Raw genomic sequence first — 13,685 nt, forward strand, 5'->3', positions numbered from 1 at the left:
GGCGTGACGTCCGCGTGAAGTCTAATCCAAGCACGTGTCGACGCGCACTGGAACCGGGCGCCGACCTCCAGCGACGTCACGGCTGAAAACCCAAAAAGGGCGTGCAGCCCGCGAGGCCGCACACCCTTCATCTGCCACGGAAACGGAAGCGGGCACCGATCGAACCGATCGCCCCACGTCCCTGCGGTCGCTTACCCCCTCGGCGCCGCAGTCGACCCGCGCACCATCAGGCTGAAATCCAGCGTCTGCTGCAGCGGCACGTCCCCCCGCTCGATGATGGCGAGCAGCAGGTTGACCGCACGCACCCCGATGTCGCGCATGGGCTGCCTGATGGTCGTCAACGGGGGCGTGAGGTAACTGGACGACGCCAGGTCGTCGAAGCCGACGATGGACAGGTCGTCCGGCACGCGGATGCCCAGGTCCCGGCAGGCCGCCAGGGCACCCAGTGCCATCTGGTCGCTGAAGCAGAAGATCGCGGTCGGTGCGGGTGCACGGCCGAGGAGCGCCACCGCAGCCGCATGGCCGGATTCCACGGAGAAGTCGCCCGGCACGACGGCCAGGCTGCGCAGGCGGCGGTGCGCCTTGGCACAGGCCCGGACCCCTTCCAGGCGTTGCTGATGCAGGGGGTTGTCGGGCGGTCCGCCCACCACGGCGATCCGCTCGTGCCCCAAGCCATACAGGTGCTCCATCACGGCGCGCGCGGCGGCCGCGTTGTCGATGTGGACGCTGGGAATCCCCAGCGCCGGGTCGAACTCGCAGCCGTTGACCACCGGCGCGGCAGCGCCCTGCTGCTTGACGATCTCGCGCGCCGTCGGCGGGAGGCGGTGCCCCAGCACGATCAGGCCGTCCGCCTCGTTGCGCCGGAGCATCTGCGCGTAGCGCTCCTCGCGGTCGGGCTGGTGCTGGGTATCGCCCAGCAGGACCGCGTAGCCGACCGCCTGCGCAGCGTCCTCCGCGCCCTGCAGGATCTGCGCAAAGAACGGATTGGCGATGTCCGGGACGGTGACCAGGAGCTTGGCGCTGCGCTGGGTCTTGAGCGTCCTGGCCACCGTGTTGGGGACATAGCCCAGCGCGGCGGCGGCCTGTTCGATGCGCGCACGCGTGGCGGGCAGGACTTTTTCCGGCCGGGAAAGCGCCCGCGACACCGTGCCGGCGGTGACGCCGACGTGCTTTGCGATGTCGTAGATGGTTGTCGCCATGAACTGAGCTCTTCTTCTTTCTGCTGTGCAGTGCACAACGGGTCTCGCGGGAAGCCCATGCTAGGATGATTCAATCGATTGCATGAGGTCGAATCACGTTGAAGACGCTCAAGGGTCCAGCGCTGTTCCTGGCACAGTTCATCGCCGACACACCTCCCTTCAATCGCTTGGACACGCTCGCCGAGTGGGCTGCGGCCCTGGGCTATTCTGGCCTACAAGTACCGACCAGCGCGCCCCACCTGTTCGATCTGGCCCAGGCCGCGGACAGCCAGGCGTACTGCGACGACCTCGCCGGCATGCTGGCCGGGCACGGCCTGCAGATCACCGAGCTGTCCACCCACCTGCAGGGGCAACTGGTCGCCGTCCATCCCGCCTACGACAGCCTGTTCGACGGATTTGCGCCGCCGGACAAGCGCGGCAACCCCGCCGCCCGCCAGGCCTGGGCGGTGGAGCAGCTTCAGCTGGCCGCCAAGGCCAGCCAGCGCCTGGGGCTGACGGCGCATGCCACGTTTTCCGGCGCGCTGGCCTGGCCTTACTTCTATCCCTGGCCGCAGCGCCCGCCCGGCCTGGTGGAAGAAGCTTTCGCCGAACTCGGCCGGCGCTGGCGTCCCATCCTCGACGCCTTCGACGCCTGCGGCGTGGACCTGTGCTTCGAGATCCACCCGGGCGAGGACCTGCACGACGGCGCGACCTTCGAGCGCTTCCTGGACGTGGTCGATCACCATCCGCGCGCCAAGATCCTGTACGACCCCAGCCACCTGCTGCTGCAGCAGATGGACTACCTGGGTTTCATCGATCGCTACCACGCGCGCATCGGCATCTTCCACGTCAAGGACGCGGAGTACCGGGCCAGCGCGCGCAGCGGCGTCTATGGCGGTTACCAGGACTGGATCGATCGTCCGGGGCGGTTCCGGTCGCTCGGGGACGGTCAGGTCGATTTCAAGGCGATCTTCTCGAAGTTCGCGCAATACGATTTCCCGGGCTGGGCCGTGCTGGAGTGGGAGTGCTGCCTGAAGCACCCGGAAGATGGGGCACGCGAAGGTGCGGCGTTCATTCGCGACCACATCATCCGCGTGACCGAACGCGCCTTCGACGACTTTGCCGGCAGCGGCGCCGATCCGGAATCGCTGCGCCGCATGTTGGGGACCTGAGCCATTACCGCCCTGGGAGGGGACGTCATGACGCACACCATGTCGCGCTTGGGCGCGATGATGTTTCTGCAGTTCTTCATCTGGGGGGCCTGGTTCGTGACCCTGGGGACGTACCTGGTGCAAGGTCCCCTGCAGGCCAGCGCGAGCCAGGTGGCGACGGCGTTCCTCAGCCAGTCCATCGGCGCCATCGTCGCGCCGTTCCTGGTCGGCCTGATCGCCGATCGCTACTTCGCGGCGCAACGCATCCTCGCACTCCTGCACCTGGCTGGCGCGGTGCTGCTGTGGCTGGCGTCCACGGCGACCACCTTCGGCGTGTTCTTCGCCTGCGTGATGGGGCACATGCTGCTGTTCATGCCGACGCTGGCACTGGCCAACAGCGTGGCGATGCGACACATGCAATCGCCGGAAAAGCAGTTTCCGCCGGTGCGGGTCGTCGGCAGCGTCGGCTGGATCGTGGCAGGCGTGTTGATCGGCTGGCTGGGCTGGGAACAGGCGCATCGGCTCGAGCTGACGTTCCGGATGGCGGCAGTGGCGTCGCTGGCCTTGGGCCTGTATGCCTTCACCCTGCCGCACACGCCGCCCCTGGCGCGACAGCGCGATGCCGGGCTGGGGCAGATCCTGGGCCTGGACGCGCTGCGGCTGCTCAAGTCGCGCTCCTATCTGGTGTTCTTCCTGGCGTCCATCGCCATCTGCATCCCGCTGGCGTTCTACTACAACTTCACCAACCCGTACCTCAACGATCTGGGCGTGCGCGGCGCGGCCGGCCTGCAATCGCTGGGCCAGGTGTCCGAAGTCCTGCTGATGCTGGCCATGCCGTTCCTGTTCGTGCGGCTGGGAGTCAAGACGATGCTGGCGGTGGGCATGGCGGCGTGGGTGGTGCGCTACGCGATGTTCGCCTTCGGCGATGCCGGCGGCGGCTTCGCCCTGCTGGTGATCGGCATCGTGCTGCACGGCATCTGCTACGACTTCTTCTTCGTCACCGGCCAGATCTACACCGATGCGCATGCCGGCCCCGCCGCGCGCAGCAGCGCGCAGGGCTTCATCACCCTGGCCACGTACGGCGTGGGCATGTTGATCGGCACGTTCCTGTCCGGCGCGGTGGTGGAGCACTACACCACCGCGGCGGGCCCGGACTGGCAGCGGATCTGGCTGTTCCCGGCCGGCGTCGCGCTGGTCGTGCTGGTCGCCTTCCTGCTGCTGTTCCGCGACCGGCCCAGCGTTGCGGCCGCCCCTTCCGCGTCTTGAGGATCCCACCGATGCGCAAGCTTGGAATCGCCATCGTCGGCACCGGCATGATCGGCGCCGTGCATCGTCGTGCGGCGCTGCTGGCCGGCGCCTCAGTCCGCGGCGTCGCCGCTTCTTCCCCGCAACGCGCACGCGAGGTCGCCCAGTCGTGGGATGTCCCGCGCGCCTATCGCGATATCGAGGACGTGGTCGCCGATCCGCAGGTGCAGGTCGTGCACGTCTGCACGCCCAACCATCTGCACCGCGCCATGGCGCAGGCGGCGCTGGACGCCGGCAAGCACGTGATCTGCGAGAAGCCGCTGGCGACGACGCTGGAGGACGCCCGGGCATTGGCGGCCTTGGCCCGCTCGACCGGACTGGTCGCCACGGTGCCCTTCGTCTACCGCTACCATCCGGTGGTCCGCGAGGCGCGCGCCCGCATCGCCCAGGGCGAACTGGGGCCGCTGCGCCTGATCCACGGCAGCTACCTGCAGGACTGGCTGCTGGACCCCGCCAGCAACAACTGGCGCGTGGACCCGGCGCTGGGCGGCGCGTCGCGCGTGTTCGCCGACATCGGCTCGCACTGGTGCGACCTGGTGGAATGGGTGAGCGGCGAGCGCTTCGCCGAGGTCAGCGCGGCGTTCGCGACCGTCATCGCCGAGCGCGGCGCCAACACCGGGCAGAGCTTCACCACGCCGGCGGCCGGCGGCGCGATGCAGGCGGTCGCGAGCGAAGACGTGGCCATGGCGATGCTCAGAACCGGCGCGGGGACGCTGGCCGCGCTGACGGTCAGCCAGGTCTCGGCGGGCCGCCGCAATCGCCTGTGGTTCGAGATCGATGGCGCCAGCGCCAGCGTCGCGTTCGACCAGGAGGACGCGGAACGGCTGTGGATCGGCCGGCCTGACCAGCGCGAGGAAGTCTTCGTGCGCGGGCCGGGTGCCGGCAGCGCCGAACAACGCCGGCTGGCGACGCTGCCGGCCGGGCACGCGCAGGGCTACGGCGATTGCTTCGAGGCGTTCGTCGCCGACACCTACCGCGCCATCGAAGGCGAGCGGCCGGACGGCCTGCCCAGCTTCGACGACGGGCTGCGCTCGGCGCTGATCGTCGATCGCGTCATCACATCGGCCAGGACACGCGGCTGGACATCCATCGATTGACTCCCGGGAGGACTTCTTGATGAACATACCGACACGCAGATCCGCAACCCTCGCATTGCTGCTCCTCGCTGCCCTGCCCGCCTTCGCCCACGACATCGCCGGTCCGCAGGCGCCCATCGCGGTGCAGATGTACACGCTGCGCAACGCCGGCTCGCTCGACCAACAGTTGAAGATCGTCCATGACGCGGGCGTGGGCGCGGTGGAAACGGTCGGCACGCAGAACGTCGGCGCGGTCGAACTCAAGCAGCTGCTGGACAAGTATTCGATCAAGGCGATCTCTTCGCACGTGCAGTTGGCCGATCTACGCAAGGATCTGGACGGCGCGGTAGCCTTCAATCGGTCGATCGGCAACACGACGCTGGTGGTGCCTTACCTGGACCAGAAGGAGCGGCCCACCGATGCCGCGGGCTGGACCGCGCTGGGCAAGGAGCTGGGCCAACTCGCGAAGCGGGCACGGGCCAAGGGCATGCGCCTGGCCTACCACAACCACGACTTCGAACTGGTCGACTTCGATGGCAAGACCGGCCTGGAACTGCTGTTCGCCGCGGCCGGCCCCGATCTGCAGACCGAGCTGGACCTGGCCTGGGTCGCGCGCGCGGGCTACGACCCGGCGGCGATGCTGGGCAAGTTCAAGGGCCGCCTGTTCGCGGTCCACGCCAAGGACAATGCACCGAAAGGCCAGGCCAAAGACGAAGGGGGCTTCGCCGCCGTCGGCCAAGGCGTGCTGGACTGGAGCGCGATCCTGCCTGCCGCGGCGGCCAGCGGCGTGCAGTGGTACATCATCGAGCACGACCAACCGCGCGATCCGGCCACCGTCATCAAGACCGGAGCGGCGTACCTGCGCGACCACCTGCCCGCCGCCACGCCGCGTTAGTCCTAAAGGAGGCCTGCTTGAAAACGATCCTGACGATGGCCGTGGTGCTGCTGGGGACGACGCTTGCGGCCACGGCGCGGTCCAAGGACGACCCGACGGCCGGCGCGCAGCTCTACGCAACCCACTGCACGGCCTGCCATGGCGCGAATCGCGCGGGCGTCCCGCCCACGTTCCCCGCGCTGACCGACGTGGGCAAGCGCCTGCAGCCCGCGCAGATCAAGGAGAAGATCCGCAACGGCGGCGGGTTGATGCCGCCCTTCTCGCAGTTGTCCCAACAGGACGTGGACAACCTCGCCAGCTTCCTGGCGCACTAGGGCGTATCGCCATTCCCACGGATGCCGCATCGGTCATGGCCGGCGGCTTGACCGGACTGGCCGTCGGGTCAAGCCGAGCGGCGCCGGCCACGCGCCGGCGCTACAACTCGCGCACCCAGATATTGCGGTAGCTCACCTTGGAATCGTGCTCCTGCAGCAGGATCGGCGCGCAGGCATGCGGCGCGTACGACGGCGCGCCGATGTACTCGGTCTTCCCGGACAGCACGGTGTCGTTCTGCACCAGGACGCCGTTGTGCAGGACGGTGATGCGGGCCGGTGACGTGAGACCGCCGCCCTGCGAGAAACGGGGCGCCTTCCAGATGATGTCGTACGCCTGCCACTGGCCTGGCGCACGCGAGGCATTCACCAGCGGAATGGCCTGCTTGTAGATCGCACCGGCCTGGCCGTTGGCATAGGTCGGGTTGTTGTCGCTGTCGAGCACCTGCAACTCATAGCGTTCCTGCAGGAAGATGCCGCTGTTCCCGCGCTGCTGGCCTTCGAATCCGCGGGTCGCGGTGGGCGTGCGCCACTCCACGTGCAACTGGATGTCGCAGAAGCGCTGCTTGGTGCGGATGCCCTTGCTGCCCGGCACCACGGTCAGCACGCCGTCGGCGACGGTCCAGGGCGCGCGTCCGCCCTGCTCCGACTCCCAGGCCGACAGATCCTTGCCATCGAACAGCACGATCGCATCGGAGGGCGCGCCGCCCGGGGGCGTGGCCACGATCGCAGGCACGGGCTTCCACACTTCGGTCTTGGTCGGGTCGCGTGCGGGATCGCCGTCGGCCTGCGCGAATGCAGGCGCCGCGGCCAGCAGGCAGGCGGCCATCAGCAGGGGTCTGGTCATCGTGTTTCCAGGAACGGGAGGAAGGGCCAGGCGTGGCGGTCCATCAGCTGGTTGCCCAAGCGGGCGTGCCGGGAACATAGGCGGTGTCCTCGTAGCGGCCCGGCACGGCGACGTACCGCAGCACGTCTGTCGCGCCGACCTGGGAAGTGAAGAAGCCGAAGATGGTCAGTTGCTTGAGCATCGTGAAGGGATGCGGCATCGCGTCCGCCGCTTTGGCGGTCCCGGTGTCGGTCAAGTCGATGATGTGTTTCCTGGCTTCCGCATCCAGGGCGCGCAGCAGCTTGGTGCGGGCCTGTGGGGTGAGCGACACGAAGCGACCGCCGGCACGTTTGTCGATCTCGGCCAGGCCGGCGCGGAACGCCGCCTGCTGCCGGGCGGTGTAGCAGTCGGTGACGAATTTGGCCATGAACGCGCCGGCGCCGGCGTCCTTCGCCCCCGGCGTCTTGGTCCGCGGCAGGATGGTCTCGGCGATCTCGTCCAGCGTGGCGACATCGGTGACGGAGAAGAGCGCCTTCGCCCCCGCGACCGGCGCCTGTGCCTGGACCAGCGCGGGCAGGCCCACCATGGCCGCACCCGTGGCGGCGACGATCATCTTCAGTAGTTCGCGGCGTTCCATCACAGGTTCCCCGCTTTCAGTTCGCGCACGGCATGATCGGCGGCACGTGCGGTCAGCGCCATGTAGGTCAGCGAGGGATTGACGCAGGCGCTGGAGGTCATGCAGGCGCCGTCGGTCACGTAGACGTTCGGCGCGTCCCAGACCTGGTTGTACTGGTTCAGCACGGAGTTCTTGCGGTCCCGGCCCATGCGCGCGGTGCCCATCTCGTGGATACCCTTGCCCGGCGCGTAGTCGGCATCGTGCATCTTCACGTCCTTGACGCCGGCCGCCTCCAGCATCTCGGCGGCATCGGCGGCCATGTCCTTGCGCATGGCCTTTTCGTTCTCGCGCATCGCCACGTCCATCGCCAGCACCGGCAACCCCCATTTGTCCTTGCGCTGCGGGTCCAGGCGGATCGTGTTGTCGTGGTGCGGCAGCATTTCGCCGAATCCGGTCATGCCGATGCGCCAGTCGCCCGGCACGGTCAGCGCTTCCTTCAGGTCCGCGCCGATGTTCAGTTCGGCGATCTCGCGCGACCAGCCGGTGCGGCTCGCGCCGCCCTGGTAGCCGAAGCCACGCAGGTAGCCGCGCTTGTCTCCGGCGACGTTGCGGAACCGCGGCACGTAGAAGCCGCAGGGACGTCGGCCGAAGTAGTACTTGTCGTCGTAGCCCTCGACCCGGCCAGAGGCACCGGCGCCGAAATGATGGTCCATCACGTTGTGCCCGAGCTCGCCGGACGACGACCCGAGGCCACCGTCCCAGACATCGGTGGCCGAGTTCATCAGCAACCAGGTCGAATTGAAGGAGGACGCGTTGAGGAAGATGACACTGGCCGTGTACTGATAGGTCTGCCCGCTCTCGGCGTCGATGATCTCCACGCCGCGCGCACGCTTGCGGTCCTTGTCGTAGAGCACCTCCTTGACGATCGAGAACGGCCGCAAGGTCAGGTTGCCCGTCTTCATGGCCGCCGGCAGCGTGGCCGCCTGGGTCGAGAAGTAAGCGCCGAAAGGACAGCCCAGGATGCACTTGTTGCGATATTGGCAGTTGACGCGGCCCTGCTCGACCTTGGGCTGGGTGATGTTGGCGGTGCGCGAGTGGATCAGGTGCCTGGTGCCGCCAAAGGCCTTCTTGATCCGCGCGGCGACGTCCTTCTCGACGATGTTCAACGGGATCGGCGGCAGGAACTCGCCGTCCGGCAACACGTCCAGTCCCTCGCGCGTGCCGGCTATGCCGGCGAACTTCTCCACGTGGTCGTACCACGGTGCGATGTCGGCGTACCGGATCGGCCAATCGGTGGCGATGCCGTCCTTGAGGTTCGCCTCGAAATCCAGGTCCGACAGGCGATAGCTCTGCCGTCCCCACAGCAGCGAGCGGCCGCCGACGTGATAGCCGCGGAACCAGTCGAACCGCTTGATCTCGGTGTAGGGCGATTCCTTTTCGTCGGCCCACATCCCCTGCAGGTTCTCGACCAGGCCGTAGTCGCGCATCAGCACCGGATAATCGGCCTTCATCGCCTGGGTCGGGCGGTTGCGGTGCGGGAAATCCCACGCCTCCTTCATCGCGTTGACGTAGTCCTTGACGTGCTCGATGTTGCGTCCGCGTTCCAGCATCAGGACCTTGAGCCCCTTCTCGGTCAGTTCCTTCGCCGCCCAACCGCCACTGATTCCCGAGCCGACGACGATCGCGTCGTAATGATTGTCTGCCATGGGTTCTACTTCACCTGGGTGGATATCGTTTCAGACGTCGCAGAGGCGGATCGCCTCGCGCAGCGAGCCGACGGGATCCGGTGCCGCAGGAACGAATTCCTGCGCCAGATAGCCGTCGAAACCGGTATCGCGGATCGCGCGACAGATGGCGGGATAGTGGAGCTCCTGAGCGTCCCCGATCTCGTGCCGGCCCGGAACGCCGGCGGTGTGGTAATGCTTGAAGAACGCGTGATGCTTGCCGATGGTGGCGATGATGTCGCCCTCCATGATCTGCATGTGGTAGATGTCGTACAGCAGGCCGAAATGGTCCGAGCCGATCCGCCGGCACAGCTCGACGCCCCAGGCGGAGTGGTCGCACAGGTAGTCGGGATGATCGACCTTGGAGTTCAGCAGCTCCATCACCAGCACGACGCCGCGCTTCTCGGCATGTCCGAGGATGCGCTTGAGCCCGACTTCGGCATGGGCCAGGCCTTCCTGCGGATCCATGCCATTCCGATTGCCGGAAAAACAGATGAGGTTGCGATAGCCGGCATCGGCCACCAGGTCGATGTGCCGCGTGTAGCGCTCGACGAGCTCATCGTGGAACTGACTGCCGGCGAAGCCCTTGTCCAGACCGATCTCCGCGCCGTTGCACATCGCGCTGTACACGCCATTGGCCTTCAGCGTGGGCCAGTCCGCCGGCCCAACCAGATCGATGGCGGCGAAACCGATGCCCTTCACCACCTGGCAAAGCTGTGCGACGGACAGCCGCGGAAACGTCCAGCGGGCGACGGAATGCTTGAGGTTGCCCCTGAGCGGCGTGGCCGCAGCACGCGCCGGCAGCATGCCCGCCGCCCCAAGGCCAAGGCTTCCAGCTATCGCCAAGCGCAGCGCGTCTCGCCTCGTGAACCCCGAGGCCGGCGCCGGTCCGATCGAATGGATAGACATCCACCTTCCGGCCTCCCAACCGGTGTCAAACGCTGACGAATCGCCGCGATTCAATCGATTGAACCATACGGGAGGGAATGACTTTTTTGCAAGACGCGGCGCACGAAAAGCCATGTTGCAGGGCACAACGTCTGTGGCGCTGATCGCCGCGTGACGGTGATGGAGTTTGGCCGGCGCACGGAGGTGGCCGAGCAGATGTGCAGCGAAAAGCTGGCTGACATGCGTGTGGACATGCCCGCGCAGCGAAGCATGGCGACAAGCCGGTAAAGCCGTGTTCCCACGGCACTGGACGGCATGCAAGGTGACTGGGATGACGATTGCGACCGAGAGTTTCAGAGCGTCCTCGCCGCGCTGCTACGCGCATTCATGGAACACGAGCGTGGTGCAGCGACGAGTGCCTCCGATGTGCTTTTTCGTAGGAGCGGCTTCAGCCGCGACAGGTTTTCCCGGGAAAGCCTGTCGCGGCTAAAGCCGCTCCTACGACGCTTGGTCCGTCCGGCCACGCCGGCCTGCCGTAAGCGACGGCATGAACCCGGCACGAGACGCCGCGCAAAGGCGGCGCGCGAAGCGACGGCGCGCGAAACCACGTTGGCGATCAACCTGGTTCGGCGAAGGCGAGAACAGCGGGGCACTCGCCGCGTGCATGCACGCTTCGGCCCACCCCGATGCCCATCGCCCATCGTTTACACCATCTCGGCGCAGAACACAGAGCCCAGGCCGGCAGAAAGGAGATATCTCGTGCAAAAAGAAAAACCCCGGCAAGCACACTGGCTTACCGGGGTTTGTCTGCATCGCAGAACCACTAAAAATCAGAACGGGATATCGTCGTCCGCGAAATCGTCCATCGGCGCGGACTGCTGCGGGGCCGGCTGCTGCCGGCGCGGGGCATAGTCCTGCCCGCCACCACCGCCACCGCCGCCCATGCCGGAGCGTTCCTGGCGCGGCGGGGCCGAGCGCTGCGGACGGTCGCCGCCGCCCATGCCGCCGCCACCGCCTTCGCCGCGGCCGCCGAGCATCTGCATCTCGTCGGCGACGATGTCGGTGGAGTACTTCTCCACGCCGTCCTGGCCGGTGTACTTGTCGTAGCGGATCGAGCCTTCGACGTAGACCGAGCTGCCCTTGCGCAGGTACTCGCCGGCGATCTCACCGAGCTTTCCGAAAAACACCACGCGATGCCACTCGGTGCGTTCCTGCTGGTTGCCGTCGCGGTCCTTGCGCACGCTGGTGGTGGCCAGGCTGATCCGGGTGATGGCCATGCCGGCCTGGGTGTACTTGGTGTCGGGATCGTTGCCGAGGTTGCCGACGAGGATGACTTTGTTGATGCCGCGGGCCATGAGCTGCTTCCGTCTGGGGTCTCCGCGGCCGGGAGCACGCGGAGCGGTAAAGAAGATTTCGGGGAGCAATCCTAACATCGCCGGGCTGGGCCGGCCTGCGCCAGGCGCCCGCGGGCACCCCGGAAAACGCCGCATTGGCCTGTCGGAATCCTGCCGGGGCGCCGCCCACAGGGCGCGCGGACCCAGGCGTGGCAAGCCCTCCGCCCCCTGCCCCGGCCCGCAGCGGGACGGATGTGGCCGCGCAGCCTATACTTTGCGCACGTTTCCAGTCCTGTCCGCATGAGCATCGCCGAATCCCTCAGCCCCGCCCTGGGCCTACCCCAGATCCAGATGCTCGCCGCGCCGGACATGGCCGCGGTGGACGCCCTGATCCGCCGCCGCCTGGCCTCGGACGTCGTGCTGATCAACCAGATCGCCGACCACATCGTCTCCGCCGGCGGCAAGCGCCTGCGGCCGATGCTGGTGGTGCTGGCCGGCCGCGCCTGCGGCGCCGGCGGGCCGATGCAGCACCAGTTGGCGGCGATCATCGAATTCATCCACACCTCGACCCTGCTGCACGACGACGTGGTGGACGAATCGGACCTGCGCCGCGGCCGCAGCACCGCCAACGCCCTGTGGGGCAACGCGCCCAGCGTCCTGGTCGGCGACTTCCTGTATTCGCGCAGCTTCCAGCTGATGGTGGAGCTGGACAGCATGGCGGTGATGCGCCTGCTGGCCGACACCACCAACCGCATCGCCGAGGGCGAGGTGCTGCAGCTGTTGCACGTGCACAACCCGGACACCGACGAGGCCGCCTACCTGCGCGTGATCGAGCGCAAGACCGCGGTGCTGTTCGCCGCCGGCACCCGCCTGGGCGCGTTGGCCTCCGGCGCCAGCGAGGACGTGCAGGAGCGGCTGTACGACTACGGCATGCAGCTGGGCTATGCGTTCCAGATCGCCGACGACGTGCTCGACTACACCGCCGACGCCGCCGACCTGGGCAAGAACCTGGGCGACGACCTCGCCGAGGGCAAGGCCACGCTGCCGCTGATCCACGCCATGGCGCATGCCGACGACGCGACCCGCGCACGCCTGCGCCAGATCGTCGAACAGGGGGACGCCAGCGCGATGCCGGAGGTGCTGGCCGCGATCGAGGCGAGCGGCAGCATCGACTACAGCCGCCGCCGTGCGGCCGACTACGCCACCGCCGCCGAGCGCGCCCTGGACGGCCTGCCGGAAAACGAAGCCGTGGCTGCCCTGCGCGGGCTGGCGCGGTACGCGGTGTCGCGGAAGCATTGATCGCCGGCGCGCTGCGCGCGCCGGATTGGGATTAGGGAGTCGGGATTCGGGATTGGTTAAAAGCGGCTTGTCTGAGATCCGACGCACGCACCGCTGGATCACAGACCAAGTCAACGGCGCACACGCCTTAGATCTGGTTACGCAGTGGAATTGGCAAAGCGCGATGTACCGCTTTTGCCAATCCCCAATCCCGCCAAGCGCGTAGCGCGAGGCACCTCCCGAATCCCGGAGGCACCTCCCTAATCCCGCCCGAAGCGCTCCTCGAAGAAGTCCTCGAGCATGCGATAGGCGCGCTTGGCCGCGCGAGGGTTGTACTGGCAGCCCGGCGGGCTGTTGGCGTCGGCTTCGGCGAAGCAGTGCACGGCGCCGCTGAAGTTGACGAACTGCCAGTCGGCGCCGGCGCGGTTCATCTCCTGCTCGAAGGCGACGATGTCGTCGCGGCTCACGCTCTTGTCGTCGGCGCCGTTGAGCACCAGCACCGGTGCCTTGGCGCTGCCCGCGGCCGCCGGGGCGGCGGTGGCCAGGCCACCGTGCAGGCTCGCCACCCCGGCCAGCGGCGCGCCGGCACGGACCAGTTCCAGCACCGTGGTGCCGCCGAAGCAGAAGCCCACCGCGCCGATCCGGGCCGGATCCAGCGGCGCCTTGCCGGCCTGCGCCTTCAGCGCCGCCACCGCCGCCAACGCCCGCGCGCGCAGCGTGGCCGGATCCTTCTTCAACGCGCCGGCGAACTGCCCGGCCTCGGTATCGTTGGCCGGTCGCTTGCCCTTGCCATAGACATCGGCCACCAGCACCACGTAGTCGTCGCCGGCCAGGCGCTTGGCCTTCTCCACCGCGGAGTCGTTGACGCCGCGCCAGTTCGGCACCATCACCAGGCCGGGGCGCTTCTCGTGCTCGGCATCGTCGTAGACCAACACGCCGCTGAAACTGTCCTTGCCGACCTGCCATTCCACCGGCTTGGCCTGCATCGCCGCCAAGGCCGGCAGCGGCAGCGCCAGGGCCAGCCCCAGCAAACCGGTCCACCGCATCATCGAACGTGTGCGCATCGCCCTTCTCCCGTGGGAACCCGCGCGGGAGTGTACGCA

13 protein-coding genes are annotated in these 13,685 nt (G+C 67.8%); 6 read left to right on the top strand and 7 right to left on the bottom strand.

Translation table 11 applies throughout. The annotated features are described in order from the left end of the window. Window positions 1-191: 191 nt before the first annotated feature. Window positions 192-1,199, bottom strand: a complete 1,008-nt coding sequence (locus NUG21_RS13120) for a LacI family DNA-binding transcriptional regulator (protein ID WP_263393081.1) — start codon at window positions 1,197-1,199, stop codon at window positions 192-194. 98 nt (window positions 1,200-1,297) lie between these two features. On the opposite strand from NUG21_RS13120, the gene NUG21_RS13125 reads away from it, so the two are divergent. The 5 genes from NUG21_RS13125 to NUG21_RS13145 are packed head-to-tail and all read left to right on the top strand — an operon-like array spanning window position 1,298 to window position 5,919. After that, complete coding sequence (locus NUG21_RS13125; protein WP_019796012.1) at window positions 1,298-2,350, top strand: sugar phosphate isomerase/epimerase family protein; 1,053 nt, start codon at window positions 1,298-1,300, stop codon at window positions 2,348-2,350. 27 nt (window positions 2,351-2,377) lie between these two features. Next, window positions 2,378-3,595 (top strand): nucleoside permease, encoded by a 1,218-nt coding sequence (locus tag NUG21_RS13130; protein ID WP_263391100.1) that lies wholly within the window; start codon window positions 2,378-2,380, stop codon window positions 3,593-3,595. An 11-nt stretch (window positions 3,596-3,606) separates the two neighbouring features. After that, complete coding sequence (locus NUG21_RS13135) at window positions 3,607-4,731, top strand: Gfo/Idh/MocA family protein (RefSeq protein WP_263391101.1); 1,125 nt, start codon at window positions 3,607-3,609, stop codon at window positions 4,729-4,731. Window positions 4,732-4,750: 19 nt separating this feature from the next. Next, a complete protein-coding gene (locus NUG21_RS13140) occupies window positions 4,751-5,605 on the top strand; it encodes a sugar phosphate isomerase/epimerase family protein (RefSeq protein WP_263391102.1) in 855 nt (284 codons plus the stop codon). Between the two features lie 17 nt (window positions 5,606-5,622). Further along, on the top strand, window positions 5,623-5,919 hold the full coding sequence (locus NUG21_RS13145) for a c-type cytochrome (protein ID WP_237473147.1): 297 nt from the start codon (window positions 5,623-5,625) through the stop codon (window positions 5,917-5,919). Between the two features lie 100 nt (window positions 5,920-6,019). Here the strand turns inward: NUG21_RS13145 and NUG21_RS13150 are convergent, their stop codons facing one another. From NUG21_RS13150 to NUG21_RS13170, 5 genes are all read right to left on the bottom strand, one after another. Beyond that, on the bottom strand, window positions 6,020-6,763 hold the full coding sequence (locus tag NUG21_RS13150; RefSeq protein WP_019796784.1) for a 3-keto-disaccharide hydrolase: 744 nt from the start codon (window positions 6,761-6,763) through the stop codon (window positions 6,020-6,022). Window positions 6,764-6,806: 43 nt separating this feature from the next. Next, window positions 6,807-7,379: a gluconate 2-dehydrogenase subunit 3 family protein gene (locus NUG21_RS13155; RefSeq protein ID WP_019796785.1), complete on the bottom strand. Its 573-nt coding sequence runs from the start codon at window positions 7,377-7,379 to the stop codon at window positions 6,807-6,809. Beyond that, on the bottom strand, window positions 7,379-9,064 hold the full coding sequence (locus NUG21_RS13160; protein ID WP_160947030.1) for a GMC oxidoreductase: 1,686 nt from the start codon (window positions 9,062-9,064) through the stop codon (window positions 7,379-7,381). The genes NUG21_RS13155 and NUG21_RS13160 overlap by 1 nt, the downstream gene beginning before the upstream one ends. A 30-nt stretch (window positions 9,065-9,094) precedes the next feature. After that, window positions 9,095-9,991, bottom strand: coding sequence for a hydroxypyruvate isomerase family protein (locus tag NUG21_RS13165; protein WP_242081230.1), 897 nt, complete (start codon window positions 9,989-9,991; stop codon window positions 9,095-9,097). 809 nt (window positions 9,992-10,800) lie between these two features. After that, window positions 10,801-11,325, bottom strand: coding sequence for a single-stranded DNA-binding protein (locus NUG21_RS13170; RefSeq protein WP_010341990.1), 525 nt, complete (start codon window positions 11,323-11,325; stop codon window positions 10,801-10,803). Window positions 11,326-11,604: 279 nt separating this feature from the next. Between NUG21_RS13170 and NUG21_RS13175 the strand changes: the two genes are divergently transcribed. Then, on the top strand, window positions 11,605-12,603 hold the full coding sequence (locus tag NUG21_RS13175; RefSeq protein ID WP_242081231.1) for a polyprenyl synthetase family protein: 999 nt from the start codon (window positions 11,605-11,607) through the stop codon (window positions 12,601-12,603). 239 nt (window positions 12,604-12,842) lie between these two features. Here NUG21_RS13175 and NUG21_RS13180 read toward each other — a convergent pair whose 3' ends face one another. Beyond that, window positions 12,843-13,646, bottom strand: coding sequence for a dienelactone hydrolase family protein (locus tag NUG21_RS13180; RefSeq protein ID WP_263391103.1), 804 nt, complete (start codon window positions 13,644-13,646; stop codon window positions 12,843-12,845). Window positions 13,647-13,685: the final 39 nt, after the last annotated feature.

This window comes from Xanthomonas sp. CFBP 8445, from assembly GCF_025666235.1.
GTDB lineage: Bacteria > Pseudomonadota > Gammaproteobacteria > Xanthomonadales > Xanthomonadaceae > Xanthomonas_A > Xanthomonas_A indica.

Bases quoted from the DNA above. Each gene is read 5' to 3' on its own strand.
- NUG21_RS13150 (WP_019796784.1), bottom strand. From the start codon at position 6,763: ATGACCAGACCCCTGCTGATGGCCGCCTGCCTGCTGGCCGCGGCGCCT.
- NUG21_RS13135 (WP_263391101.1), top strand. From the start codon at position 3,607: ATGCGCAAGCTTGGAATCGCCATCGTCGGCACCGGCATGATCGGCGCC.
- NUG21_RS13165 (WP_242081230.1), bottom strand. From the start codon at position 9,991: ATGTCTATCCATTCGATCGGACCGGCGCCGGCCTCGGGGTTCACGAGG.
- NUG21_RS13180 (WP_263391103.1), bottom strand. From the start codon at position 13,646: ATGCGCACACGTTCGATGATGCGGTGGACCGGTTTGCTGGGGCTGGCC.
- NUG21_RS13140 (WP_263391102.1), top strand. From the start codon at position 4,751: ATGAACATACCGACACGCAGATCCGCAACCCTCGCATTGCTGCTCCTC.
- NUG21_RS13170 (WP_010341990.1), bottom strand. From the start codon at position 11,325: ATGGCCCGCGGCATCAACAAAGTCATCCTCGTCGGCAACCTCGGCAAC.
- NUG21_RS13130 (WP_263391100.1), top strand. From the start codon at position 2,378: ATGACGCACACCATGTCGCGCTTGGGCGCGATGATGTTTCTGCAGTTC.
- NUG21_RS13155 (WP_019796785.1), bottom strand. From the start codon at position 7,379: ATGGAACGCCGCGAACTACTGAAGATGATCGTCGCCGCCACGGGTGCG.
- NUG21_RS13120 (WP_263393081.1), bottom strand. From the start codon at position 1,199: ATGGCGACAACCATCTACGACATCGCAAAGCACGTCGGCGTCACCGCC.
- NUG21_RS13160 (WP_160947030.1), bottom strand. From the start codon at position 9,064: ATGGCAGACAATCATTACGACGCGATCGTCGTCGGCTCGGGAATCAGT.
- NUG21_RS13175 (WP_242081231.1), top strand. From the start codon at position 11,605: ATGAGCATCGCCGAATCCCTCAGCCCCGCCCTGGGCCTACCCCAGATC.